A 23,135-nucleotide genomic window follows, 5' to 3' on the forward strand; every position below is an offset into this window, starting at 1 on the left:
GGTCAGGCCGGCCGGGCGAACGGCACGGCCGGCCGCGCGTCGCCGCGCAGCACCCGCTCGATGTCGGCGACCAGCGCCTCGGCCAGCTCCTCGCGCGTCTCCCCGGTGGCCTCGCCGAGCCGGGGCGTCAGCACCACGTTCGGCAGCGCGATCAGCGGATGGGACGGATCCAGCCACTCCCCCTCGAAGTGGTCGAGCCCGGCGCCGCCCAGGTGCCCCAGGCGCAGCGCCTCGACCAGGGCCGTCAGGTCGTGGAGCGCGCCGCGCGAGGTGTTGAGGTAGATCGCGCCCGGCCGCATCGCGGCGAACTCGGCGTAGCCGAACATGCCGCGCGTCTCGGCGGTCAGCGGCAGGTGCAGCGAGACCACGTCGGACTCGGCGAGCAGCTCGTCGAACGAGTGGGTGGCCTCGGCGACCCAGGGATCGCAGGCGATCACCCGCATGCCGAGCCCTTCGCACCGCCAGCGCATGGCCTCGCCGACCCGGCCGAGCCCCACGATGCCGAGCGTGCGGCCGGTGAGCCGGCGCCCGCGGTGCCGCTGGGCGGGCGGCACCTTGCCGCGGTTGGCGAGACCCCTGCGCACCTCGTTGTCGGCGGTGACGATGTGCCTGCTGACCGCGAACATCAGCGCCAGCGTCAGCTCGGCCACCGCGTCGGCGTCGCGGTCGCCCGCGTGCAGGACGGGGACCCCGCGCGCGGCGGCGAGGTCGAGGTCGACGCTCGTGGGCGCGCCCATGACGGCCACGACGTCCAGGTCCAGGTCGAGGACCGAGGCGCGGACCTGGTCCCCGTCGGTGACGAGCACGGTGGCGCCGGTCTCCACGACCAGATCGGCCAGCCGCTCGTCGGTGAAGCCGAGGTCCGGGCGCGCGGGAACCTCGGTCAGCTCGGCCACCTCGGCCAGGCGGGCGAGCGCGCTCTCCGGCAAGGCGGGCAATACCAGAGCCCGAGGTCGTCTCACAAACAGCACGATAACACCACGAACCGTGCTCAAATCATCGCTCCCCGCGCAGGCGCTACACTCCCCGCGCGGGCGGCTGCACGGGCGTCACCCGGCGGGCTGTCGCAGGCTGTGCCAGGCCGCCTCGCCCAATCCCTTGATCTCCTCCTCGGTCGGCGTGTGCGCCCCCGCGAACCAGAGCCGACACATCTCCTGCGACGGGCCCAGCCACAGGACGTAGCACATGGTGGGGTGCACCGGCTGGAGCAGGCCGTTCTTCATGTGCGGCCGCCACCAGTCGGACACCTGACGGAAGAACGCCCGCCTTGCCTCGGCGACCTCCGCCCCGCCCGGCTCGTGCTTGCGCGGCGGCCGCTCGCTGATGAGCAGCCGGGCCCGCTCAGGATGCTCGCCGGCCCAGCGCATGTGGAAGGCGACGACGGCCTCGATGCCGGCGCGCGCCTCCTCGTGCTCGGTGAGCTTGGCGAGGAAGGCTTCCTGGTAGGCATCGAGGATCTCGGCGTAGAGGACGCCGAAGACATGCTCTTTGCTGGCGAAGTGGTGGTAGAAGCTGCCGACGCTGACACCGCTCTCCTCGCGGAGGCTGGCCAGCGTCGTGGCCGACACCCCGTCCTGGCTGAAGCGGCGGAGGGCGCCCTCGATGATGCGGGTCCGGCCGTCGCGTCCGTTCTTGACACTCTTCACACTGTCAATGGTGTGGCAACAGAACCTTGTTCCGCAAATAGGACGGCCGGATCGATCATAGCGGTCACTTCGACCGCCCCGGAGCACACCGTCATCCTGGCGTCCGGCCACAGCCTGCGGACCAGTCGCAGCGCCCGCCGGTTCTCCCCCATGACGTCCATGGCGACGGTACGCGCGCCCCGGACGAAGGCCCTGAGCAGGAGCATACGGATCAGCTGCGGACCGAGCCCACGACCCTGCCAGTCGTCGGTGACGACGACCGCGATCTCGACGTCGGCGGCGCCGCCCTGGTAGCTCATCGCGTGCCCGACGATCTCGCCGTCCGACGTGGTGACCACGAGTACGTCACGCCGCTCGTTCACCGCGACCAGGGCGCGGACGAGGCTCGCCGCCGGCGAGGGGAGGCCGGTGAAGAACCGCAGCGTCTGCGTGTGCGGCGACAGCCCGCACAGGAAACGGCGGACCCGTTCCTCGTCGTCGGCCGCGGCGAGGCGGATCTGAGTTCCTAACATGGACCCAGCCTGCCCGGTCAGACCTGAGTCTGTCAATCGAACTCAGATATAATGAGGAAATGAACGTTCCCTTCCGGGTGGACAACTGCTCGATCGAGCGCACCCTGGACATCGTCGGGGAGAAATGGACCTTCCTGGTGCTGCGCGAGGCGTTCAGCGGCGTGCGGCGCTTCGCCGACATGCAGGCCGTCACCGGCGCCCCCCGCCAGGTCCTCAGCGCCCGCCTGGCCCGCCTGGTCGAGGAGGGGCTGCTGCGCAAGGAGCCCTACCGCGAGCCCGGCCAGCGGCAGCGCGACGAATACCGCCTCACCGAAAAGGGCCGCGACCTCTACCCGCTGCTGGTCGCGCTCATGCACTGGGGAGACAGATACCTGGCGGACGACGAGGGCCCGCCCGTGCTGCTCACCCACCGCGACTGCGGCGCGCCCATCGAGCTCCACTTCCGCTGCGAGGACGGCCACGAGGTGACCGGGCCGCGCGACGTCACCCCGCTGCCGGGCGCCGGCGCCCGGATCAGGAGCGCCTGATCAGGGCGAGGCGCGTACGAGGGCACCGGCAGGTCTGCCTACCCTGGAGAGCGTGTACCGGATCCTGCTGACGCCCCGATGGCTCGGGCTCACCCTGGTGGTGCTGCTCGCCATCCCCGCCTTCGTCTTCCTCGGGCGGTGGCAGTACGGGCGCTTCGAGGAGCGGTCGGCCAACAGCGAGCGGGTCACCGCCAACATCGAGGCGCCCCCGGTGCCGCTGGAGCGGCTGGCCGGGCCCGGCGGGCGGGTCGAGGCCGCCGACCGGTTCCGGCAGGTGAGCGTGGCCGGCTCCTACGACCCGGCCCACGCGCTCGTCGTACGCCGCCGCCCCCAGGACGGCCGCCCCGGCTTCTACGTCCTGACCCCGCTCGTCACCGCCGACGGCACGGGCGTGCTGGTCAACCGGGGCTGGGTCCCGGCCGGCGCGACCGCCGACACCCCGCCTGCCGTGCCCCCGCCGCCCACCGGGCAGGTAACTGTCACCGGACGGCTACGCCAGAGCGAGACCGAGCAGTCCTCCGGCATCCGCGCGGTCTCCGGCCTGCCGGCCGGGCAGGTGCTGCTGATCGACGCGGGATCGATCGGGCGGCAGGTCCCGTACCGGCTGCTGGACGGGTACGTCGAGCTCATCTCCCAGGAGCCGGCCGGCGCCTCCGCGCCCGAGCCGGTCCCCGCGCCCGACGTGGGCGCCGGCGGCGGGCTCAACCTGGCCTACGCCTTCCAGTGGTGGTTGTTCATCGGCGTGGCGATCGGCGGCTGGATCCTGCTCCTGCGCCGCGAGCTGGCCGAACAACGAGATGGGCAGGGCGACGGGCAGGGGCCCGGCACGCCCGTCGATGCCGAGGAGGCGCGGACCCCCTCGACGTAAGGTGATGGGGTGATCCGGCACATCGAGTTCGCCAACCTCTGCAACTTCCGTGACATGGGTGGATACCCCACCTCCGACGGCCGCGCCGTCCGGTGGCAGCGGCTCTACCGCGCCGACTCGCTCGGCTGGCTCGACCGGGACGACCTCGCCGCCTTCCGGGCGCTGCGCGTGCGTACGGTCATCGACCTGCGCCACCCGTTCGAGATCGAGAGGATGGGGCGGGTCCCCGAGAGCGAGGGGCAGCGCTACCACAACCTGCCCATCGAGGGCCGCCGCTGGGACGTCAACGCCTACGACGAGGCGCTCGGCGTGGCCCGCTACCTCGCCGACCGCTACCTGGAGGTCACCGAGGACGGCGTGGCCAACCTGCGTACGGCGCTGGAGACGATCGCCGACGCCGGCAACGCGCCCGTGGTGATCCACTGCGCGGCCGGCAAGGACCGCACCGGCGTGCTGGCCGCGCTGGTGCTCTCGCTCGCGGGGGTGAGCGAGGACGACATCGTGGCGGACTACGCACTTACCGGCCTGGCCACCGAGCGCTTCGTGGCCGACTGGCGGCGGCGGCACCCGGACGCGGCGCTCTGGCCGGGCTTCGGGCTGGCCCCGGCCGAGGCGATGCGCTTCTTCCTGACCGATCTGACGGCCAGGCACGGCTCGCCGGAACGGTACGTCGCGCAGGTCGTGGGCCTCTCCCCCGCCGCGACGGAGGAGCTGCGCCGGCACCTGCTGACTGAAAGCCGGCCGTAGGGGTAGGTGCGCGGCAGGGTCCGCGCGAGCAGCGTCCTCGCCGGAACAGGCGGACCCGAACGCCCGGGATCGTCCGGCGATCCCCCTCCCCGGCGGTCCCGGGCCTCGGCGACACGGGGCCGTTTTGGCTGCTTCGGAGACCCAACGGATACGTCGCAGCTTGTTCGACGTTATCCCGTCGTCGTACGGTTACCTGCGTGACTACGCCGCTGCTCCCCGACCCCGAACCCCGGCGGCGCGACTATGTGATCATCTCAGCCGATGATCACCTGATCGAGCCGCCCGACCTGTTCGAAGACCGACTGCCGGAGAAATACGCCGACGTCGCGCCCAAGGTCGTGGAGACGGAGGCGGGTCACCAGGCCTGGCGCTACGGCGGCGCCACCTACCCGTGCGCCGGCATCGACGTCGGCGCCGGTCTGCCCCGCGAGCAGTGGACGCTCGACCCGGTCCGCTTCGAGAACCTGCGCCCCGGTTGTCATGACATCGAGGCCCGCGTCCAGGACATGGACGTGGCCGGCATCTGGGCCGCGCTGTGCTTCCCCGGCATGCTCGCCCAGCAGGCGGGCATGCCGTTCGCCAGGACCCGCGACCAGGAGCTCGGCCTCGCGCTGGTCCGCGCATGGAACGACTGGCACATCGACGTCTGGGCGGGCACCTATCCCGAGCGGATCATCGGGCTGCAGCTCCCGTGGCTGCCCGACCCCGACGTGGCCGCCAAGGAGATCAGGGCCAACGCCGCGCGCGGCTTCAAGGCCGTGGTCTTCCCCGAGTTCCCCAACCGGATGCGGCTGCCGTCCATCCACACCGGCCACTGGGACCCGTTCTTCGCCGCCTGCGAGGAGACCGGCACCGTCGTGTGCCTGCACACCAGCGACTCGTCGTGGTCGCCCGTGCCCTCCCCCGACACGCCCATCGAGGCGATCACCACGCTGATGCCGACCACCGCCATGTTCGCCTGCGCCGACTGGCTGTGGTCGGGGCTGCCGCTGCGGTTCCCCGCGCTGCGCATCCTCATCGTCGAGGGCGGCGTGGGCTGGCTGCCGCTGCTGGCCGAGCGCGCCGACTACGCGCTCGACCACCCGGTGGCGGGCGAGGCGTCCTGGGACGGCGGGCTCAAGCCGAGCGAGGTGCTGCGCCGCAACTTCTTCTTCGGCACGCGCGACGACCACGCGCTGTCGGGGGTGCGGCTCGCGGTCGGGCTCGACCACGTGCTGCAGGAGAGCGGCTATCCGCACTCCGACTCGACCTGGCCCGACACCCAGAAGGCCGTCTCGCGCAACCTCGGCCCGCTGCCGCCCGCGGACATCGCCCGGGTGGCCTACGGCAACGCGGCCCGCCTGTTCGGGCACCCGCTGCCGTCGCGGGCCTGGCTGCGCATGGAGGAGATCTAGGCCTCCCCTTCCACCTGCCCCAGGATGATCCGGCGCTCGTGCTCGACGTAGCGGCCGCTCTCGCCGAGGAGCGCGGTCGCGAGCCACAGGAACACGCCGAAGTCGTCGGCGACGCCGATCAGGGTGAGGAAGTCGGGGATGACGTCGATCGGCGAGATGATGTAGACGACGCCGAGGGCCATGAGGCCGAGCCGGCCCTTGCCCATGCCGCCGTACTCTCCGCGCATCACCGCGCGCACCATGCGCGGGATGGCGCGCACTCTGGTCATCAGTGCGGGCGATCCAGGCTTGGTCACCTCGCGGTAGGTGCGCCACGCCGCCGCTGCCCGTGCTGCCTTAGCCATCATGCCCAACCCCCTACCCCTGGCTTTTCACGATATAACGCGACCCCGGGGTGAGAGGTTCCTGACGATCACCGCATGGCGTCGTGCGCGAAGGGCTGGACCCGCTCGATCTGGGCCGCCACCCGGACCAGCAGGTCCTCCCGCCCGTACGCCGCGACGAGCTGCACCCCGACGGGCAGCCCGGCGACCGTGCGGTGCAGCGGCAGGGAGATGGCCGGCTGGCCGGTGGCGTTGATCGGCGAGGTGAACGCCACCGCGTGCGCCGTACGGCCGAGCGCGAGCGTGAGATCGTCGGCCGGGATCCAGCCGAGCGGGAACGGCGCGACCCCGAGCGACGGCATCAGCAGCAGGTCGTGCCCGGCGCTCCACCAGGCGGCCATGCGGCGGCGGAAGGCGTCCGTCCACTGCGTGGCCCGGATGTGCTGCGCCGCACTACGGCTGCGCGCGGCGGTCACCATGGCGGCGTTGCGCGGCTCCAGCTCCTCCGGCTCGACCGGCTTGCCGCGCAGCTCACCGAGACCGTCGACCGTGGCGGCCAGGTTCTCGGCCACGATCGCGCCGAAGTGGGCGGGGAAGTCCGGGTCGCCGAGCGCTTCCGGGCCGCCGGGCGTCACGTCGTGGCCCAGCGACTCCAGCAGGGCCGCCGCCGCGGCGACCGCCGCCGCAGGCTCGGCCGCCTCCGGGACGTCGGCCCTGGGGTGGGCGGTGAGGTAGCCGACGCGCAGCCGGCCCGGGTCGCGCCCGGCCTCGGCGGCCAGCGGGCCGGGCAGCGCGGGCGCGTCGTACGGGTCGCCCGCGTGGAGCCCGGCGACCACGTCGAGCGCCGCGGCGGTGTCGCGTACGGTCCTGGTGACGAATCCCGGGCACGAGAAGCCGCTCCAGCCCTCGCCGAGCGCCGGGCCGAGGCTGACCCGCCCCCGCGACGGTTTGAGCCCCACAAGGCCGCACAGGGACGCGGGGATGCGGATGGAGCCGCCGCCGTCGCTCGCCGTGGCCAGCGCCACCATGCCGGCTGCCACGGCCGCGGCGGAGCCGCCGCTGGAGCCGCCCGCCGAGTACGCCGGATCGTACGGGTTGCGGGTCGGCCCGAACGCCGCCGGCTCGGTGGTGATCGTGCTGCCGAACTCGGGCGTGTTCGTCCGCCCCAGGATGACGAACCCCGCCTCGCGCAGCCGCGTCACGCCGTAGCCGTCCGCGGCGTCCGCCACGCCGTCGCGGACCGCCGAGCCCGCCGCGTACGGCTCGCCCGCCTGCCGCCAGCCCAGGTCCTTCAGCAGGATCGGCACCCCGGCGAAGGGCGCCTCGCGCGGCAGCCGGTCCAGCTCGGCCAGCGCCCGCTCGAACCGGGGGAAGACGACCGCGTTGAGCTCGCCGTCGCGGGCCTCGATGGCGGCGATGGCGGCCTCGGCCAGCTCGCGGGGCGACAGCTCGCCGTTCCTGATCGCCCCGGCCTGCCCGACCGCGTCCAGCCTCAGCGCGTCATGCACGGTCCGCCTCCCCCGCCTTGGGCGACAGGTCGCGTACGGCCTGCTCGATGGGCACCTCGCCGCCGGGGATGGGGGCGAGGATCGGGGTGTCGAGGCCGTTCGCGACGTACTCGCGGATCCTGGCCCGGCAGGTGGCGGCGTCGCCGTGCACGATGAGGTCGTCCACCACCTCGTCGGGGATGGCCTTGAGCGCGGCCTGGCGGTCGCCGGCGGCCCACGCCTCGCGCATGGGGCGCAGGAGCTCGCCGCGGCCGAGCCAGTCGTGGAAGGCGGCGTACACGGGGACGGTCAGATAGCTCGCCAGCATCCAGCGGGCCAGCTCGCGGACCTTGTCGGTGTCCTCGCTCACACACACGAACAGCCGGGCGATGAGCTCGGTGTCCGGGCCGATCTCGGCGCGCACCTTGCGCACGTCGTCGGGCGAGAGCCAGTTGGTGATCGCGCCGTCGGCCTCCTCGGCCGCCAGGCGCAGCATGCGGGGGCGCAGCGCGGCCAGCACGATCCTCGGCGGCGTCTTCGGCGCCCGCTCCAGCTTGAAACCCTTGATCTCGAACGTCTCGTACGCCTCCGTCACCTTCTCCCCCGCCAGGGCCTTCTTCAGGAAACGCAGGGTGTCGCGGGTGCGGGCGTAGGGCTTGGTGAACGAGCCGGCGTTCCAGCGCTCGACGATCGCCGGGGAGGAGGCGCCGATGCCGAGCACGAACCGGCCGGGCGCGAGGTCGGCGATCGTGGCCGCGGACATGGCCAGCAGCCCCGGACCGCGCGTGGAGACGGGGACGATGGCGCTGCCCAGCCGGACCCCGGGCGCCCACTCGGCGGCGAGGGCGAGCGGCGTGAACCCGTCCACGCCGTTGACCTCGGCCGACCACGCGTCCGTGTAGCCCAGTCCGGGCAGCTCGGCGATCAGCTCCCGGGACCTCGCGAGCGAGCGGTCGTAGAAGGGGATGGTCATGCCCCAGTTCTGCGTCATCGGCGCGCCTCCAGAATGATGTTCCGACGAGGCGACCATACCAACCGTTTGGTATGCCCCCTAGGCCCGCTAAGCCCGTAGCTCGTGGACGGCCGCGATGAAGTCCTGCGTGATGCCACGCAACCCCGGCAGATGCGACAGCCCGACCAGCCGGTCCACCAGCGGCACCGTCACCTCGATCAGCCGGTACGTCCGCGCGCACCCCGGCGAGGTGTCGTGCACCCAGAACAGCACCATCCCCATGGACAGCAGCCACAGCAGCTCGGGCAGCTCCTCGCGCAGCTCGGCGTTCATCCGGTCGGCCGACCCCTCGACGACCTCGCGGTAGAGCGCGATGGACGCCTCACGCGCCGGCGACGACTGCTTGCTGAACGGGCTCAGCGGGTTGGTCGGCTCGGCCGCGTGCTTGAAGAACTTCACGGCGAACTCGTGGTACGGCTCGGAGACGCGGACCCACTCGCGCAGCACCCCGCTCAGCCTGGCCGCGAACGATCGCTCGGCGGCCAGGAACTCCCGGCAGGCCGCCTCGTGCTCGGCCTGGGCGCGGTCGTAGTACGCCTGGATCAACGCCTCCTTGCTGGCGAAGTAGTAGTAGGCGTTGCCCACGGACACTCCGGCCTCGGCGGCGATGGCGCGCATCGTGGTCCTGTCGAAGCCACGCTCCCTGAACAGTCGCAAGGCCGTCTCGACGATGACCTCTCGGGTGCTCTCCGATCCTCGGTTTCGGGCTTCGGACACGTTCGTCACTGTACGTCGTGAAACGCGGTTCAGTCATGAAGCCGCACGGTGATCACCGCCACAAGGCAAAGTTGCATCCGCGGCGGGAGTTATCTCATGGGAATGGTGGGATTGTCGTTTGTGGCGGAAGGGCTATTTCCGCGAAAAAGGCATCGACATGTGGATACGTGGAACAGCACGACTCACTGCGGTCGCGCTCCTCGGCATTGAGATCACCATAATCGCATCGGCCTCGGCCGCCGCCGCCGCGTCCCACCCCGGAGGGACGCAGGCCGCGAGCGGCACGACCGACACAGAAACCCGCTACGGAGCACCGCAGCCGGAGCAGCCCGCCATCCTGACGGCGCTCGCGGACGTGCCGCGGTCCCGGGTGGACCGCGCGGCCCTCGGCCGCCTCCAGCAGCATCTGGAGGGACTCGACGGCCACGGCCGGCCACCGCACGGCGACGCCCGCCTCCCGCAGGGCGACGCGTGGGTCCCGCAGCGCGACGCGTGGGTCCCGCAGCGCGACCTCGGCTTCGCGCGGACCGCCGGCGAGAGGCCCCCGTGGCTGATCGCCGAGGACGGGTACCGCGAGCACTCCGACGAGCAGGCGAGCACAGAGGCAGGAGCGCAGACGGACTCACAGACAGGTCCACAGATGGGGGCGCCGTTCGGCGACGAGCAGACCGGCCGTGCGCTGGCCGAGGCCCTGAGCAACCCCGTACGCACCGGCGTCGTACGGATGCCGCGGGCCCACCGGCACGTCGTCCACAACCGCGCCAGGGTGCTCGACAAGCAGGCCCAGGTGGACCTCACGCGCGTGCTGCCCCGCCAGGCGGCGATCCGCATGTCGCACGCCACGGCGGACGGCCTGCTCAAGGTCGCCGGGCTGCGTACCAAGTCGACCGGCAACTGCACGGACAAGCACCACCACCACTGCACCTCGCTGGACAGGGTGCGCACCGGCACGGTCGCCCGGATCATCCAACTCAAGCAGGAGAGCCACTGCCCCATCCTGGTGACCGGCGGCACGGAGGACGGCCACGCGCCCGGCCAATACAGCCACGGCAACGGCTACAAGCTCGACATCAGCCACAACTCCTGCATCGACCAGTACATCACCAAGAACAGCAAGAAGTCAGGAGTGCGCGGCGATGGAGCACGGCTCTACCGCTCGCCCTCGGGCACGACGTTCGCCGACGAGGTCGACCACTGGGACATCCTGTTCCGGTGACAGGCGGACCGAACCCGACGCGGCGGAACCCGCGGTGGACGGAAACGGAAGCCTACGAAAAGAGAAGTGGACGCCGCACCGATCGTGCGACGTCCACTTCTGAAGTGCGACCAGCCGGTCTACAGCTCGCTCGCGACCAGCTCGGCGATCTCGGCCGCGTTGAGCGCGGCGCCCTTGCGCAGGTTGTCACCGCACACGAACAGGTCGAGCGTGTTGGGGAAGTCGATCGCCTGGCGGACCCGGCCGACGTACGTCGGGTCGTTGCCCACCACGTCGAGCGGCGTCGGGTAGACGCCGTTGGCCGGGTCGTCCATGAGGACCACGGTCGGCGCCGCCTCCAGCACGCGGTGCGCCTCGGCGACCGTGATCGGGCGCTCGAAGCGCGCGTGCACGGCCAGCGAGTGCGTGGTGATCACCGGCACCCGGACGCAGGTCGCCGAGACCTTGAGGTCGGGGATGCCGAGGATCTTGCGGGACTCGTTGCGGAGCTTGAGCTCCTCGGAGGCCCAGCCGTCGTCCTTGAGCGAGCCGGCCCACGGCACCACGTTGAACGCGATCGGCGCCGGGAACGGCGAGTCCTCCGGAAGCTTGTTGGCCAGCGCCTTACGCACGTCGCCGGCCACCTGGCCGATCGCGCGGTCGCCGGCCAGCGCCTCGACCTCGTCGTACAGGCGGGCCGAGCCGGCCACGCCCGCGCCCGAGACCGCCTGGTAGGAGGCCACGACCAGCTCGGTCAGGGTGTACTCGGCGTGCAGCGCGCCCATCGCCGCCATCATCGACAGCGTCGTGCAGTTGGGCGTGGAGATGATGCCCCGCGGACGCCGGCGGGCGTCGAGCGGGTTGACCTCGGGCACCACCAGCGGCACGTCGGGGTCCATCCGGAACGTGCCGGACTTGTCGATGGCGATCGCGCCGCGCTCGGCCGCGATCGGCACCCACACGGCCGACACCTCGTCGGGCACGTCGAAGATGGCGATGTCGATGCCGTCGAACACCTCGGGCGCGAGCGCCTGCACCACGACGTCCTCGCCGCGCACCTGGAGCACCTTGCCGGCCGAGCGCGGGGAGGCGACGAGACGGATCTCGCCCCAGATGTCCTCGCGGGTCGACACGATGTCGCGCATGACCGTGCCCACGGCGCCGGTCGCGCCGATCAGCGCCAGATTGGGCCTGCTCATCGTCCAGTACCTCCGTACACCGTTGCTTCGACCTGGTCGGCGTCGAGATCGAAGGCGCGGTGCGCGGCCGCCACGGCCGCGTCGACGCCGTCCTGCTCGACGACCACTGAGATGCGGATCTCGGACGTCGAGATCATCTCGATGTTGACCCCCGCGTCGGCGATCGCCGCGAAGAACGTCGCCGTGACGCCGGGGTGCGAGCGCATGCCCGCGCCGATCAGCGACACCTTCCCGATCTGGTCGTCGAAGAGCAGCGACTCGAACCCGATGCGCGACTGGATCTTCGTCAGCGCGCTCAGCGCCGTCTGGGCGTCGGCGGTGGGCAGCGTGAACGAGATGTCCGTGCGACCCGTGGCCGCGGCCGAGACGTTCTGGACGATCATGTCGATGTTGATCTCGGCGTCGGCCAGCGTTTTGAAGATGAAGGCAGCCTCGCCGACCTTGTCGGGCACCCCGACAACAGTGATCTTGGCCTCGCTCCGGTCGTGTGCGACGCCGGAGATGATCGGCTGCTCCATCTCGGTTCCTTCGGTGTAAGGGTCGGAGACGACCCACGTCCCTTCCTGCGTGCTGAAAGAGCTCCGGACGTGGATCGGCAGGTCGAAGCGGCGGGCGTACTCGACGCACCGCAGGTGCAGGATCTTCGCGCCGCAGGCGGCCATCTCCATCATCTCGTCGTACGAGATCCTGGGGATCTTGCGGGCCGGGGGCACGATGCGCGGGTCGGCGGTGAAGACGCCGTCCACGTCGGTGTAGATCTCGCACACGTCGGCGTCGAGCGCCGCCGCGAGCGCCACCGCCGTGGTGTCCGAGCCGCCGCGGCCCAGCGTGGTGATGTCCTTGGTGTTCTGCGACACGCCCTGGAACCCGGCCACGATCGCGATGTGGCCCTGGGCGATCGCCTCCTGTATGCGGCCGGGCGTCACGTCGATGATGCGCGCCTTGCCGTGCGTGGAGTCGGTGATCACACCGGCCTGCGAGCCGGTGAACGAGCGGGCCTCGTGGCCGAGGTTGGCGATCGCCATCGCCAGCAGGGCCATCGAGATGCGCTCGCCCGAGGTCAGCAGCATGTCGAGCTCGCGGCCCGGAGGCAGCGGCGACACCTGCTCGGCCAGGTCGAGCAGCTCGTCCGTCGTGTCACCCATCGCGGAGACGATCACGACCACGTCGTTGCCGGCTTTTTTCGTCGCGACGATCCGCTGCGCGACCCGCTTGATGCAGGACGCGTCGGCGACGGACGAACCACCGTACTTTTGCACAACGAGCGCCACGAGAGTCTCCCGGTTCGGACTTTGAGCTGCCAGTCTACTTGGGTCGTCTCATGTTCTTGCTGTGTCATACCACTATGTGGACCGGTATGCCCTGCGCTGCGGGCCTTTCAGACCGTGGTCGCCTCGCCCGCGGCGTCGAGGGTCGACTCCTCCGCCACGTCGAGGCGCGAGTGCGCGGCCAGCGCCTGCAGCGCCCGCATCGCCGCGCCCGCGTGGTTGCCCCAGGTGTTGAAGTAGGAGTACTGCCACCACCACAGCGCCTCGTGCGGCCGCCCGGCGCGGAAGTGCCGCAGGCCGTGGATGAGGTCGGCGGCCACCGCGGTCAGGTCGTCGGACAGCCGGTAGGGGGTGACGCCCGTGTCCTTGTACGGGTCGAACACCTCCGCGTAGTCGTCCACCGGCCCGAGCCGCTCGGCCAGCGCCGTGCGCACGCCGTCGATGTCGGGGTCCTCGCTCATCGGCGGCTCGTAGTTGCCGGAGAGGATGACGTCCCGGTTGGCGCCGAGCTTGGCGCCCGCGAGGCTCACCTGAGCGACCTCGACCAGCAGCAGCGACCAGATGGCGTCGCCGGCCTCCCCGCCGGCGACCCTGGTCAGCCCGTCCACGTAATCCTGCGCGTGCCTGGAGATCTCCTCGGCGAGCGTGCTCCACTCGTCAGACATCCAGCAGCCTCCGTCCTTCGAACGCGCGGCCCAAGGTCACCTCGTCGGCGTACTCGAGATCGCCGCCGACGGGCAGCCCGCTGGCCAGTCGTGTCACTTTGATGCCCATCGGCTTGACCAGACGGGCGAGGTAGGTCGCCGTCGCCTCACCCTCGAGATTGGGGTCGGTGGCGAGGATGAGCTCGGTCACCCGGCCGTCGGCCAGGCGGGTCATGAGCTCGCGGATGCGCAGGTCGTCGGGGCCGATGCCGTCGATCGGGCTGATCGCGCCGCCGAGCACGTGGTAGGTGCCGCGGAACTCGCGCGTCTTCTCGATCGCCACGACGTCCTTCGGCTCCTCGACCACGCAGATCACGTGCGTGTCGCGGCGCGCGTCGCGGCAGATGCGGCACTCCTCCTCGGAGGCCACGTTGCCGCACACCCGGCAGAAGCGGGTCTTCTCCTTGACCTCCAGCAGCGCGTGCGCCAGCCGCTTGACGTCGGCTGGATCGGCCGCGAGCAGGTGGAACGCGATCCGCTGCGCGCTCTTGGGACCGACGCCGGGCAGCAGGCCCAGCTCGTCGATCAGGTTTTGGACGACCCCTTCGTACATGCCTAGAACCCTGGCAACTGTCCGAGGCCGCCGCCGCCCAGCCCCTGCGCCAGCGGGCCGAGCTTCTCCTGCTGCAGGTCGGCCGCCGCGCGCACGGCGTCGCGGACCGCCGCGATCACCAGGTCGGCGATCGTGTCGGCCGTGTCCTGCGGGTCGGCGGCGTCGATCACGCTCGGGTCGATCTTCAGCTCCAGCAGCTCGCCCGATCCGTTGACGACGGCCGTCACCAGGCCACCGCCGGATGAGCCCTCGATCTGCGCGTCGTTGAGCTCCTGCTGGGCGCTCACGAGCTGCTGCTGCATGAGCTGGGCCTGCTCCAGCAGCTGCTGCAGGTTGACATCCCCTGGGTTCACCGTCGTGCGCTCCTCGTGGCTCCGCGTTCGTGACTGCCACGAGCCTACGGTGTTTGGGCGGCGACATGCACTGCGGGACGCCCCATGTTTCGGCAGCGGCCGTCCGCGGGCCGTGACCGGGGCGGGTGGACCGCCCGTTCTGGACGGCCTGTTCGCCGTGCCGCACGCCCTGCCGTGGAAGCGATGTCGCACCTGCCATAGGTGTGATCCTTGGTGTTATTGGCCGGATCCCGGCCCCCCTCCAGTGTCCGAGACCCGGCCATCACGCCGGCGGAGCGGCCGCACCACGCCGACGCGTCGGGCCAGAACGTTAGGCGAGCCGACGTTGCACACACGTTGCGCTCGTCCGGACACCCTCAGCGACCCCCGATCGGGTTGCGTTGCCCGGCCGTAAGGCGGATGCTCTATGTGACTACTTGGAGTGACCGATGAGTTACACCCCTCTCGACGCTTACTCCCGCCTTCTCCGCGGGGCCCACGAAGCCGCGGCCACCGGACGGGTCTGGCCGCACCCGCCCCGCGACCTCATCCGCGACTCCTGGCGCCGCTCCCTGGCCGCCGGGGTCGACATCGAGGCCGGCGGCGCGCCCCTCGTCTACGACCCCGCCCACCTCGACGACATCCGCCGCGCCCACCCGCTGCACCCCCTGCTGCCGCTGCTCGCCACCACCCTCTCCGGCCTGATCGGCGGGACCGGCCACATCATGATCGTCACCGACGGGCAGGGCCGGGTGCTGTGGCGCGACGGCGGCGCCGCGGTCCTGCGCCGCGCCGACCAGATCGGGCTGTCCGACGGGCACGAGTGGGTCGAGCCCGCGGTCGGCACCAACGGCATCGGCACCGCCCTCGCCGCCGGCCGTCCTGTGCACGTCTACTCGGAGGAGCACCTGATGCGGGTGCTGCGCGTGTGGTCGTGCAGCGGGGCCCCGATCACCGACCCCGACTCCGGCCGGATCATCGGCTGCGTCGACGTCAGCGGCGTCTCCCGCTCGCTCCACCCGGCCACGGTCGCCCTCGTCGGGGCGGCGGCCCAGCTCACCGAGAGCCAGCTCGCGCTGCGCATGCACGAGCGCGACGAGCGGCTGCGGCGGCGCTACGAGTCGCTGCGGGTACGGCCAGGCGTCCTGCTCTCCCCCACGGGCCGGGTCATCTCCGGCGATCCCGGCGGGCGGCTCGGGGAGCGCGTCCCCCTCTGGGACGACACCGCGCCGCCCTCGACGCCCGCCCTCTCGGACCGCCTCCTCGGGGGCGGCCCCGGCGGCGGGCCCAGCGGCGGGCCCGGCCTGCTCCGGCCGCCCGCCTCCGCCGGCGAGCGCCCGAGGCCGTCCGGGCAGCGCATGATCCTGCGCGACGGCAGCATGGCCGTACTGGAGCCGTTCTCCGACGGCTACCTCCTCCGCACCGTCCCGGCCGCCGCGCCGGCCACGCTCACGCTGTCGTTCCTCGGCGAGGGCGTGCCGTCCGTCACGTTCGGCGACCACGACCGCACCCTGTCGCTCCGCCACGCCGAGATCCTGGCTCTCCTCGCGCTCCACCCCCACGGGCTGACGGCCGAGCAACTGTCGTTCCACGTGTACGGCGACGCGGGCAACCCGGTGACCATCCGGGCCGAGATCCACCGGCTGCGGGCACAGCTCGGCAAGGCCATCTCCGCCAAGCCCTACCGGCTGGCCTGCCCGGTGGAGGCCGACTTCCTCCTCCTGCGCCGCAGCCTGGCCACCAGGGACGCGGCGGCGCTGGCCCGCGCCTACAAGGGGCCCCTCCTGCCGCGCTCCGAGTCGCCCGAGATCCGCCGCGAACGGGACGAGCTCGAAGCCCAGGTCCGCGCCTGCCTCCTCCGCCACGGCTCGCCGGAGCACCTGTGGGCGTACGCGCAGACGTGCAACGGCCGCGACGACTACGAGATCCTCGAACGCCTCGCCGCGCTCCACCCCACCGACGCCCGCGCCGCCGCCGCCCGCACCCGCCTCCTCCCCTGAGGAGGCCAGGTCACGTCAGGTGTGGTCGATCTCGCCGATCACGCGGGCGCCCAGCTCGCGTTCCAGGAGCGCCATGCCTGTGACCGCGTCCACGTCGGCGTCCGCGTCGTTCAGCGGATCGACCTCGTCCGCGTCCGGCCCCTTGGCGCGTCCGGGGACGGCGTCCGGCCAGGCGGCCGCTCCGCCCCGGCCCCCCGGCGACCGGGGACCGGCCTGGGCGGCCGCCTTGGCCGCCGAACGGGCGGCGGCCAGACCGGCGCTCGGCATGGCGCCGACCGGCACCGTACGCGTCGGGTCCGGCGACGGCGGCAGGCTCGGGCCGGGGTCGTCCGGGGCGTCGGGCCAGGACTCGTCCGTGGTGGGACGCGCGGGAGCGATGACCGCGACGGCCGCCGCCGGAGGCTGCCCGGGGTCCTGAGCCCCCTGGTCGTCCTGGGAGCCGGCGTGCGAGGAAGTGCGGCCCTGGTGCCCCGCCCCGCCGCCCTGCGTGGCGGGAGGAGGGCTCTGGACGTTGGGCGCGGGCGGCGGGTTGTACGCCGGCTGCGCGGGCGGACGCCCGCCACCGCGCCCGGGCGACGACGACGGCGGCGGCCCGTTCCCCACGACCGCCTCCACCCGCCAGGTCCCGCCGAGCACGTCGCTCAGCGCGCTGGCCACGACGGCGTCCTTGCCTCCGCCCGTGAAGTTCTTCATCGCGCCGACCTGGCTGAACCCCAGGGTGACCACGTTGCCCTCGACGCCCGCCACCTGGGCGTTGGTGCTCACGTTGGCCCAGACCACGATGCTGCGCTGCTTGAGCGCCGCCAGCACGGCCGGCCACTGCTGCTGCATGACCCCCAACCCGGCCCCGGCCTGTCCGCCTGCCGCGGGCACGGCCTGAGCGGACGGGGCAGGCGGAGCCGCCGGAGCGGGCGCGGCGGCCGGTGCGCCGGGACGAGCCGGCTCTGGCCAGTCGTCCGCCGCGGCGGAACTCTGGTCACCAGCCGAAGCCCCGCCACCCGTGGACGCCGAGGGCGTAGCGGCCTGGTCCGGAGAGGCGTCGACCTGCGGCCCGTCAGGGGCCGGAGCAGCGGAACCACCGCCGGAGGCAGGCCCCGCGGCGGCGAGGCGCGCGGAAGCCGCCCCAGGCCGCGGAATCACGACCCCACCGGCACCCCCACCGGCGACGCCGGCCGGGGCGGTGGGTGAGGCACTGGGAGCGACGCCGGGCGCGGGAGTGAGCGGGACGCCGGGCGCGGCGGTGGCGCGGGCGGCCATGGCGGCGACGGTGCCGCCACGCTCAAGACGTTCGAGGCGGGCCAGCAGCGCCGCCTCCCCTTGCGCGGCCCCCGGCAGCAGCACCCGGGCGCACATCAACTCCAGCAGCAGCCGCGGCGACGTGGCACCGCGCATCTCGGTCAGCCCGGCGTTGAACACCTCGGCGGCCCGGGTCAGCTCGGCGGGCCCCATGGACGCGGCCTGCTGCACGAGCCGCTCCAGCTCGTCCGCCGGCCGGTCGAGCAGGCCGCTGGTGGCCGCCTCGGGGACGTTCGCCAGGATCACCAGGTCACGGAAGCGTTCGAGCAGGTCGGCGGCGAAGCGGCGCGGGTCGTGGCCGCCCTCGATGACCCGGTTGACCGCCTGGAACACCTTGCCGCCGTCACGCGCAGCGAACGCGTTGACGACCTCGTCGAGCAGGTCGCCGTCGGTGTAGCCGAGCAGCGAGACGGCCTTGGCGTAGGTGATGCCGTCCTCCTCGGCCCCGGCGAGGAGCTGGTCGAGGATGGACAGCGAGTCGCGCGCTGACCCGGCCCCGGCCCGTACGACGAGCGGCAGCGCGGCCGGCTCGAACGGGACGCTCTCGGAGGTGAGGATCTCCTCCAGCAGCGCGCGCAGCGTCGCGGGCGGCATCAGCCGGAACGGATAGTGGTGCGTACGCGACTTGATCGTGCCGATGACCTTCTCCGGCTCGGTCGTCGCGAAGATGAACTTCAGGTGCGGCGGAGGCTCCTCGACGAGCTTGAGCAGCGCGTTGAACCCCTCGCGGGTCACCATGTGCGCCTCGTCGATGATGTAGATCTTGAAACGCGCGGAGACGGGGGCGAAGAACGCCCGCTCGCGCAGGTCGCGCGCGTCGTCCACGCCGCCGTGGGAGGCGGCGTCGATCTCGATGACGTCGAGGTGGCCGGGGCCGGTGGGGGCGAGGGCGACGCAGGACTCGCAGACGCCGCACGGGTCGGGGGTCGGGCCCTGCTCGCAGTTGAGCGAACGCGCCAGGATGCGGGCGCTGGAGGTCTTGCCGCAGCCGCGCGGGCCGCTGAACAGGTAGGCGTGGTTGACGCGGCCGGTACGGAGTGCCTGCCGCAGCGGGTCGGTGACGTGTTCCTGACCCTTGACCTCCGCGAAGGTCCCGGGCCGGTACTTGCGATAAAGCGCAAGGCTCATGCGACCATCCCGCCTGCGAGGGGGCTCCAACGAAGAGACCCCCCGCACACCCGCCAGAGCCCGCTTATCCTTGCTGCCTTCCGGCCCTGGGGAGGTTCACAGGATGACGCCGCGCGAGGGGTCCTAGGACAGTCTAGCCGGACCCGGCAGTGCTCGCTCCACCTCCGGCCCTCGCACGAGCCTTGGGCAACCAACGCGTAAAAGGTGGTCTGGACACCGCTGGAAGTCCTGTAAGCTCGTCGGCGGAGGATTCGCCTAGTGGCCGAGGGCGCACGCTTGGAAAGCGTGTATAGGGCAACCTATCGGGGGTTCAAATCCCCCATCCTCCGCGCCTGGTTGAGGCAGTGTGCAAAGGGGCCGACCCCATCCAAGTCGGCCCCTTTGCTGTTTCCGGCCCTCAATCCCTCGGCCAAATTACGATGGCGGACCATGGGCACGGACTGGGCGCCTGCGGCCGTGAGCGACGTCGCGCGGGAGGACCTCGGCAAGCTCACACGGCTGGCACGCGCCCATACGCGCTTGGCCTACGCACTCGGCCGCACGCACCGCACCGCCGCTCCTGACGAGACGAACCCGCCGGAAGAAGAGATCGACCACGACACAGCCCTCGCCCGGTGGCGCGACGTCGACCAGCGGCTGCGCTCGCTGCTGGTCGTCGACTTGGACAACCCCCACCGGGTCTTCGTCATCGGCATCAACCCCATCTTTCCGCCCGAATGGCGGAATGCGGCCTGGGCGACACTCCTCCCCGACGAGTTGGCGGAGTGGTCGGTCCGATGGCGACACTGGCACGCCGAGACGACCGCCGGCGGGTTCCGCCACTATCACGACCGGCTGCGTACATGGGAAACGAGCCGCCTGCTCGCCGAAGCCCAGGCCGATCTCCTCGCGACAGCACGGGCCACCGAGGACCGCACCAACGCCTGGACCCGCAAACCCGCCTTCATCGAGGCCCGCCGCCACGTGCTCGCCCTGCCGCCCCCGCCCGTCGTACCCGCCCCCGGCCCGCCGCCACGCGCCGCCGGCGACGACAGGGCGACGCCCGGGCAGCAGGAGCGCCAAGAGGCGGTGACGCGGCACCGCGTACCGCTGGACCAGGCCGCGCTTGAGTTCAGCCGTACGGTGCCGAGCGCCTTCAAACGCAGCCTGCCTTCGTTGCCGATCTTGGAGGTGGAGGAGTTCTTCGACTGGCTGGACCCGGTCGTACGCGCCGGTCAGGGTCTGTACCTCTGGATCTGAGCCGGAGTGCTGCGCGCCTTCGAAGCCGTTTGTCGGGCCTTGCTGCGACTATGCCGCTCACGCACTCAAGGTGCGTGTCCTTCGTCCGCGATCTTCCGCCGGAGGAAGCCCTCCGCCGGTTCGGCCCGGACGAGGAGACCATGGAAGAAGGGGTGACATTCGGCGAGGTGGACCTTCGCTCGGGGGAGAGCATGAGGGACGACTCGGCCGGTCACATCGGAGCCGCCCAAGTCGATGACTGGACCGTGGTCATCGAGCCGGGGGGATGGCGAATGGCCGTTGACGACACGATCTACGCCCGGGTCTCGCGAGGAACCGAGGTCGTGTCGGTCTGCTGCCACGAATACGCCGACGACACCTTCGCCTACATCGTCGACGGCACGCTGGTCGTCTCGTTCGACCCGATGTACCCAGAAGAGCGATCGGGCAGTGATCCGGACCGCTTCGTCTTGAAGATGCACGAGGTCGGGCTGGATCCCGACCACGACATCGATGGACCGGGGATCGACCACCCGTTGGAAAGTTCGTTCGCCTTGGCGAGCAGCATCACCGGCCTGTCGCTCTCTACGGACCTGCGGAACCTGCGGTTCCTCGGCGCGGAACCGCTGTAACACCAGGAGCTTCGTCAAGCTTCTGAGCCGGATTCCTGCTCGAACTCGGCCTTGCGTCGATCGACATAGGCAGGCCAGTCGGTGCGCGCCGCGACGACGTCGTCGATGGACAGTTTGATCACTCCGCAGAAGGCGAGGGAGCAGGCGCGTGGCATGGAGGCGTCGATCAGGGAAATCCCCTCGATCTGATCGCCATCGTTGAAGGTGCAGAGTACGGGGTGGAAAGAGCAGTCTTCGTAGATGTCGCCGGGGCTGATACGTCCGGGCCGATCTCTGGTCACAGAAAAAGTGTGCTGGGTCGCTGCGACAACCTTGTCTTCAGCGGGCACGGCAAGCCCGGATCAAATAGGCCCCCTTGCTGTCTTCCGGCTCCGTTCTTCTTCTCATCCTGCTCTCTCAGCGCGTATTGACATGCAGCCCGGCGGCTGCCTAAGGTAAAAGGCAGCCGAACGGCTGCGTATCTGGAGTGGCGGGATGGACGAGGTATTCAAGGCACTGGCCGACGCCAGCCGCCGGCGGCTGCTCGACAGTCTCAACGCCCGTAACGGGCAGACCCTGCGCGAGCTGTGCGCCGGGCTGGACATGGCGCGGCAGTCGGTGAGCAAGCATCTGGCGGTGCTGGAGGCGGCCAACCTGGTGACCACCGTGTGGCGGGGCCGGGAGAAGCTGCACTATCTCAACGCCGCGCCCATCAGCGAGATCACCGAACGCTGGATCAGCCGTTACGACCAGGCCCGGGTCGACGCCCTGGCTGATCTGAAGAGAGTTCTGGAGGAGACCCCGATGGAAAAGCCCGAGTTCGTGTACACGACCTACATCGGCACCACGCCCGAACGACTGTGGCAGGCGCTGACCGACCCCGCCTTCACCGAGCGCTACTGGGCGACGACGTTCAAGACCGACTGGGCGCCCGGGTCCGAGATGACCTGGGACAACCACGGTGTGGTGATCAGCGATCCCGAGCAGGTCGTCCTGGAGTCCGAGCCCTACCGCCGGCTGTCGTACACCTGGCACACCTTCACGCCGGAGCTCGCGCAGCGGTTCGGGTGGGACGAGGAGCTCCTCGTCAAGCTGGCCGGTGAGCGGCGGTCGAAGGTCACGTTCGAGATCGAGCCGGTCGGCGAGAAGGTCAGGCTCACCGTCGTCCACGACGGCTTCGACTCCGGCAGCACCGCGGCGCAGATGGTCAGCGTGGGGTGGCCCGAGGTGATCGCCGGGCTCAAGACCCTCATCGAGACCGGCGCCCCTCTGCCCGGCTGACCAGCGGCGGCCTTGCTCAGGTCAGGTCCAGGACCGTCAGGCCGAGCTTCGCGCGTCCCGCGACGGTCCTCATCGCCTCGGCCGCCTGGTCGAGGCGGTAACGGCCGGTGACGGGCGGTTTGAGCGTGCCGTCCGTGAGCAGGGCCTCCAGGGCCCGGCGGTTGGCCTCCGCCTCGTCGGAGTGGTGGCGCTCGAAGTCGCCGATCTCGTAGCCCATCACCGTCGAGCCCTTCAGCAGGACGAGGTTGAGCGGGACGCGCGCGATCTCGCCCGTGGCGAACCCGACGACGACGAACCGGCCGCCGTACCCGGTCGCGCGCAGCGCCGGCTCGGAGAACGGACCCCCGACCATGTCGAGCACGACCCCGGCGCCCTTCGGGCACAGCTCCTTGAGCGCGCGCTTGAGATCGCCGCCGCTGTAGTCGACCAGCTCGTCGGCGCCCAGGTCCCGGCAGAACTCCAGCTTCGCGGCGCCGGCCGCGCAGGCGATCACCCGGGCGCCCAGGGACTTGCCGATCCCGATGGCCGCCGACCCGACCGCGCCGGAGGCGCCGAGGATCACCAGGTCCTCCCCCGGCTCGATGCGCGCGGTGGACACCAGCGCGTCGTACGCCGTGCGGTACGTGCTCCCCGTCAGGCACGCCAGCTCCGGCGACAGCCCGGCGGGCGTGGGCCGCAACTGGGCCTCGGCCACGCAGACGCGTTCGGCGAACGCCCCGATGAACGCCATCCCGTGGACACGCTCGCCCACCGCGAACCGCGAGCAGCCCGGCCCCACGGCCGCCACGACGCCGGCCACGTTGTTGCCCGGGACGTACGGCACCGGCACCGGGATCTGGTAGACGCCCGTCGCGATGAGGGTGTCGACGAAGTCCACCGACGCCGCCCGCACGTCCACGAGCACCTGGCCAGGACCCGGTGACGGGTCGGGCACCTCCTGCACGGCCAGGCTCGTCAGATCACTGGTGTCGGTGCACAGGAGAGCGCGCATGGCCGGCTCCCGCCTCTCTGTCGATGTCGCCGCGTGGATGGCAAGCTAACGCACCGAGGCGAGGCCGCGCCCGGCCCCCTATGGCTCTCTATGGCTCTCTATGCTGCTTGTTGCACATTATTCGCA

At 71.5% G+C, this 23,135-nt stretch carries 24 protein-coding genes, 1 tRNA gene and 1 other RNA gene; 10 read left to right on the forward strand and 16 right to left on the reverse strand.

From position 1 onward, the window contains the following. Window positions 1-2: 2 nt before the first annotated feature. From BMW85_RS30260 to BMW85_RS30270, 3 genes are all read right to left on the reverse strand, one after another. Window positions 3-962, reverse strand: a complete 960-nt coding sequence (locus BMW85_RS30260) for a 2-hydroxyacid dehydrogenase (protein ID WP_177240950.1) — start codon at window positions 960-962, stop codon at window positions 3-5. Window positions 963-1,049: 87 nt separating this feature from the next. After that, entirely contained in the window at window positions 1,050-1,646 is a 597-nt protein-coding gene (locus BMW85_RS30265; RefSeq protein WP_091088166.1) for a TetR/AcrR family transcriptional regulator, read from the reverse strand. Beyond that, on the reverse strand, window positions 1,643-2,158 hold the full coding sequence (locus BMW85_RS30270; protein ID WP_091088168.1) for a GNAT family N-acetyltransferase: 516 nt from the start codon (window positions 2,156-2,158) through the stop codon (window positions 1,643-1,645). Before BMW85_RS30270 ends, BMW85_RS30265 begins: the two co-directional genes overlap by 4 nt. A gap of 59 nt (window positions 2,159-2,217) precedes the next feature. Between BMW85_RS30270 and BMW85_RS30275 the strand changes: the two genes are divergently transcribed. The 4 genes from BMW85_RS30275 to BMW85_RS30290 all read left to right on the forward strand — a co-directional run bounded on the left by BMW85_RS30275 (window position 2,218) and on the right by BMW85_RS30290 (window position 5,694). Further along, the gene (locus BMW85_RS30275; protein WP_091088170.1) at window positions 2,218-2,685 is read left to right on the forward strand and encodes a winged helix-turn-helix transcriptional regulator; all 468 of its coding nucleotides are present in this window, start codon (window positions 2,218-2,220) and stop codon (window positions 2,683-2,685) included. 52 nt (window positions 2,686-2,737) lie between these two features. Further along, window positions 2,738-3,553, forward strand: a complete 816-nt coding sequence (locus BMW85_RS30280) for an SURF1 family cytochrome oxidase biogenesis protein (RefSeq protein WP_091088173.1) — start codon at window positions 2,738-2,740, stop codon at window positions 3,551-3,553. A gap of 9 nt (window positions 3,554-3,562) precedes the next feature. Then, window positions 3,563-4,300 (forward strand): tyrosine-protein phosphatase, encoded by a 738-nt coding sequence (locus tag BMW85_RS30285; RefSeq protein ID WP_091088174.1) that lies wholly within the window; start codon window positions 3,563-3,565, stop codon window positions 4,298-4,300. Between the two features lie 197 nt (window positions 4,301-4,497). Further along, the gene (locus tag BMW85_RS30290) at window positions 4,498-5,694 is read left to right on the forward strand and encodes an amidohydrolase family protein (RefSeq protein ID WP_091088177.1); all 1,197 of its coding nucleotides are present in this window, start codon (window positions 4,498-4,500) and stop codon (window positions 5,692-5,694) included. Here BMW85_RS30290 and BMW85_RS30295 read toward each other — a convergent pair. The 4 genes from BMW85_RS30295 to BMW85_RS30310 all read right to left on the reverse strand — a co-directional run bounded on the left by BMW85_RS30295 (window position 5,691) and on the right by BMW85_RS30310 (window position 9,233). Further along, a complete protein-coding gene (locus BMW85_RS30295) occupies window positions 5,691-6,041 on the reverse strand; it encodes a YkvA family protein (RefSeq protein WP_245775158.1) in 351 nt (116 codons plus the stop codon). The genes BMW85_RS30290 and BMW85_RS30295 overlap by 4 nt on opposite strands. A gap of 65 nt (window positions 6,042-6,106) precedes the next feature. After that, a complete protein-coding gene (locus BMW85_RS30300) occupies window positions 6,107-7,525 on the reverse strand; it encodes an amidase (RefSeq protein ID WP_091088178.1) in 1,419 nt (472 codons plus the stop codon). Further along, on the reverse strand, window positions 7,518-8,495 hold the full coding sequence (locus tag BMW85_RS30305) for an LLM class F420-dependent oxidoreductase (protein ID WP_091088181.1): 978 nt from the start codon (window positions 8,493-8,495) through the stop codon (window positions 7,518-7,520). The genes BMW85_RS30300 and BMW85_RS30305 overlap by 8 nt, the downstream gene beginning before the upstream one ends. Before the next feature lie 69 nt (window positions 8,496-8,564). Further along, window positions 8,565-9,233: a TetR/AcrR family transcriptional regulator gene (locus BMW85_RS30310; protein ID WP_177240951.1), complete on the reverse strand. Its 669-nt coding sequence runs from the start codon at window positions 9,231-9,233 to the stop codon at window positions 8,565-8,567. 157 nt (window positions 9,234-9,390) lie between these two features. Between BMW85_RS30310 and BMW85_RS30315 the strand changes: the two genes are divergently transcribed. After that, on the forward strand, window positions 9,391-10,449 hold the full coding sequence (locus BMW85_RS30315) for a hypothetical protein (RefSeq protein ID WP_143082440.1): 1,059 nt from the start codon (window positions 9,391-9,393) through the stop codon (window positions 10,447-10,449). A gap of 119 nt (window positions 10,450-10,568) precedes the next feature. Here BMW85_RS30315 and BMW85_RS30320 read toward each other — a convergent pair whose 3' ends face one another. The 5 genes from BMW85_RS30320 to BMW85_RS30340 all read right to left on the reverse strand — a co-directional run bounded on the left by BMW85_RS30320 (window position 10,569) and on the right by BMW85_RS30340 (window position 14,505). Beyond that, window positions 10,569-11,627, reverse strand: a complete 1,059-nt coding sequence (locus BMW85_RS30320) for an aspartate-semialdehyde dehydrogenase (RefSeq protein WP_091088185.1) — start codon at window positions 11,625-11,627, stop codon at window positions 10,569-10,571. Continuing rightward, the gene (locus BMW85_RS30325; protein ID WP_091088188.1) at window positions 11,624-12,898 is read right to left on the reverse strand and encodes an aspartate kinase; all 1,275 of its coding nucleotides are present in this window, start codon (window positions 12,896-12,898) and stop codon (window positions 11,624-11,626) included. Before BMW85_RS30325 ends, BMW85_RS30320 begins: the two co-directional genes overlap by 4 nt. Window positions 12,899-13,005: 107 nt before the next feature. Continuing rightward, on the reverse strand, window positions 13,006-13,560 hold the full coding sequence (locus tag BMW85_RS30330) for a DUF5063 domain-containing protein (RefSeq protein WP_091088191.1): 555 nt from the start codon (window positions 13,558-13,560) through the stop codon (window positions 13,006-13,008). Next, entirely contained in the window at window positions 13,553-14,152 is a 600-nt protein-coding gene (recR, locus tag BMW85_RS30335; RefSeq protein WP_091088194.1) for a recombination mediator RecR, read from the reverse strand. Before recR ends, BMW85_RS30330 begins: the two co-directional genes overlap by 8 nt. Before the next feature lie 2 nt (window positions 14,153-14,154). After that, the gene (locus BMW85_RS30340; protein ID WP_020543009.1) at window positions 14,155-14,505 is read right to left on the reverse strand and encodes a YbaB/EbfC family nucleoid-associated protein; all 351 of its coding nucleotides are present in this window, start codon (window positions 14,503-14,505) and stop codon (window positions 14,155-14,157) included. Between the two features lie 428 nt (window positions 14,506-14,933). Between BMW85_RS30340 and BMW85_RS30345 the strand changes: the two genes are divergently transcribed. Further along, entirely contained in the window at window positions 14,934-16,484 is a 1,551-nt protein-coding gene (locus BMW85_RS30345) for a helix-turn-helix domain-containing protein (RefSeq protein WP_091088197.1), read from the forward strand. A gap of 15 nt (window positions 16,485-16,499) precedes the next feature. Here BMW85_RS30345 and BMW85_RS30350 read toward each other — a convergent pair whose 3' ends face one another. Continuing rightward, entirely contained in the window at window positions 16,500-18,908 is a 2,409-nt protein-coding gene (locus BMW85_RS30350) for a DNA polymerase III subunit gamma and tau (RefSeq protein ID WP_091088198.1), read from the reverse strand. 30 nt (window positions 18,909-18,938) lie between these two features. Then, window positions 18,939-19,034: signal recognition particle sRNA small type (gene ffs, locus BMW85_RS30355), an RNA gene on the reverse strand. A gap of 118 nt (window positions 19,035-19,152) precedes the next feature. Here ffs and BMW85_RS30360 point away from each other — a divergent pair. The 3 genes from BMW85_RS30360 to BMW85_RS30370 all read left to right on the forward strand — a co-directional run bounded on the left by BMW85_RS30360 (window position 19,153) and on the right by BMW85_RS30370 (window position 20,758). Further along, window positions 19,153-19,237: transfer RNA gene (locus BMW85_RS30360), tRNA-Ser, on the forward strand. A 100-nt stretch (window positions 19,238-19,337) separates the two neighbouring features. Beyond that, window positions 19,338-20,147, forward strand: coding sequence for a hypothetical protein (locus BMW85_RS30365; RefSeq protein WP_091088201.1), 810 nt, complete (start codon window positions 19,338-19,340; stop codon window positions 20,145-20,147). Window positions 20,148-20,197: 50 nt separating this feature from the next. Further along, window positions 20,198-20,758 (forward strand): DUF6461 domain-containing protein, encoded by a 561-nt coding sequence (locus BMW85_RS30370; RefSeq protein ID WP_281249614.1) that lies wholly within the window; start codon window positions 20,198-20,200, stop codon window positions 20,756-20,758. A gap of 14 nt (window positions 20,759-20,772) precedes the next feature. Here the strand turns inward: BMW85_RS30370 and BMW85_RS30375 are convergent, their stop codons facing one another. Next, on the reverse strand, window positions 20,773-21,039 hold the full coding sequence (locus tag BMW85_RS30375; protein WP_091088426.1) for a hypothetical protein: 267 nt from the start codon (window positions 21,037-21,039) through the stop codon (window positions 20,773-20,775). 193 nt (window positions 21,040-21,232) lie between these two features. Between BMW85_RS30375 and BMW85_RS30380 the strand changes: the two genes are divergently transcribed. Then, complete coding sequence (locus BMW85_RS30380; RefSeq protein ID WP_091088204.1) at window positions 21,233-22,018, forward strand: ArsR/SmtB family transcription factor; 786 nt, start codon at window positions 21,233-21,235, stop codon at window positions 22,016-22,018. A gap of 16 nt (window positions 22,019-22,034) precedes the next feature. On the opposite strand, the gene BMW85_RS30385 is transcribed toward BMW85_RS30380, so the two are convergent. Then, on the reverse strand, window positions 22,035-23,009 hold the full coding sequence (locus tag BMW85_RS30385; protein ID WP_091088205.1) for an NADPH:quinone oxidoreductase family protein: 975 nt from the start codon (window positions 23,007-23,009) through the stop codon (window positions 22,035-22,037). Window positions 23,010-23,135 lie beyond the last annotated feature (126 nt).

The organism is Nonomuraea wenchangensis, from assembly GCF_900111685.1.
GTDB lineage: Bacteria > Actinomycetota > Actinomycetes > Streptosporangiales > Streptosporangiaceae > Nonomuraea > Nonomuraea wenchangensis.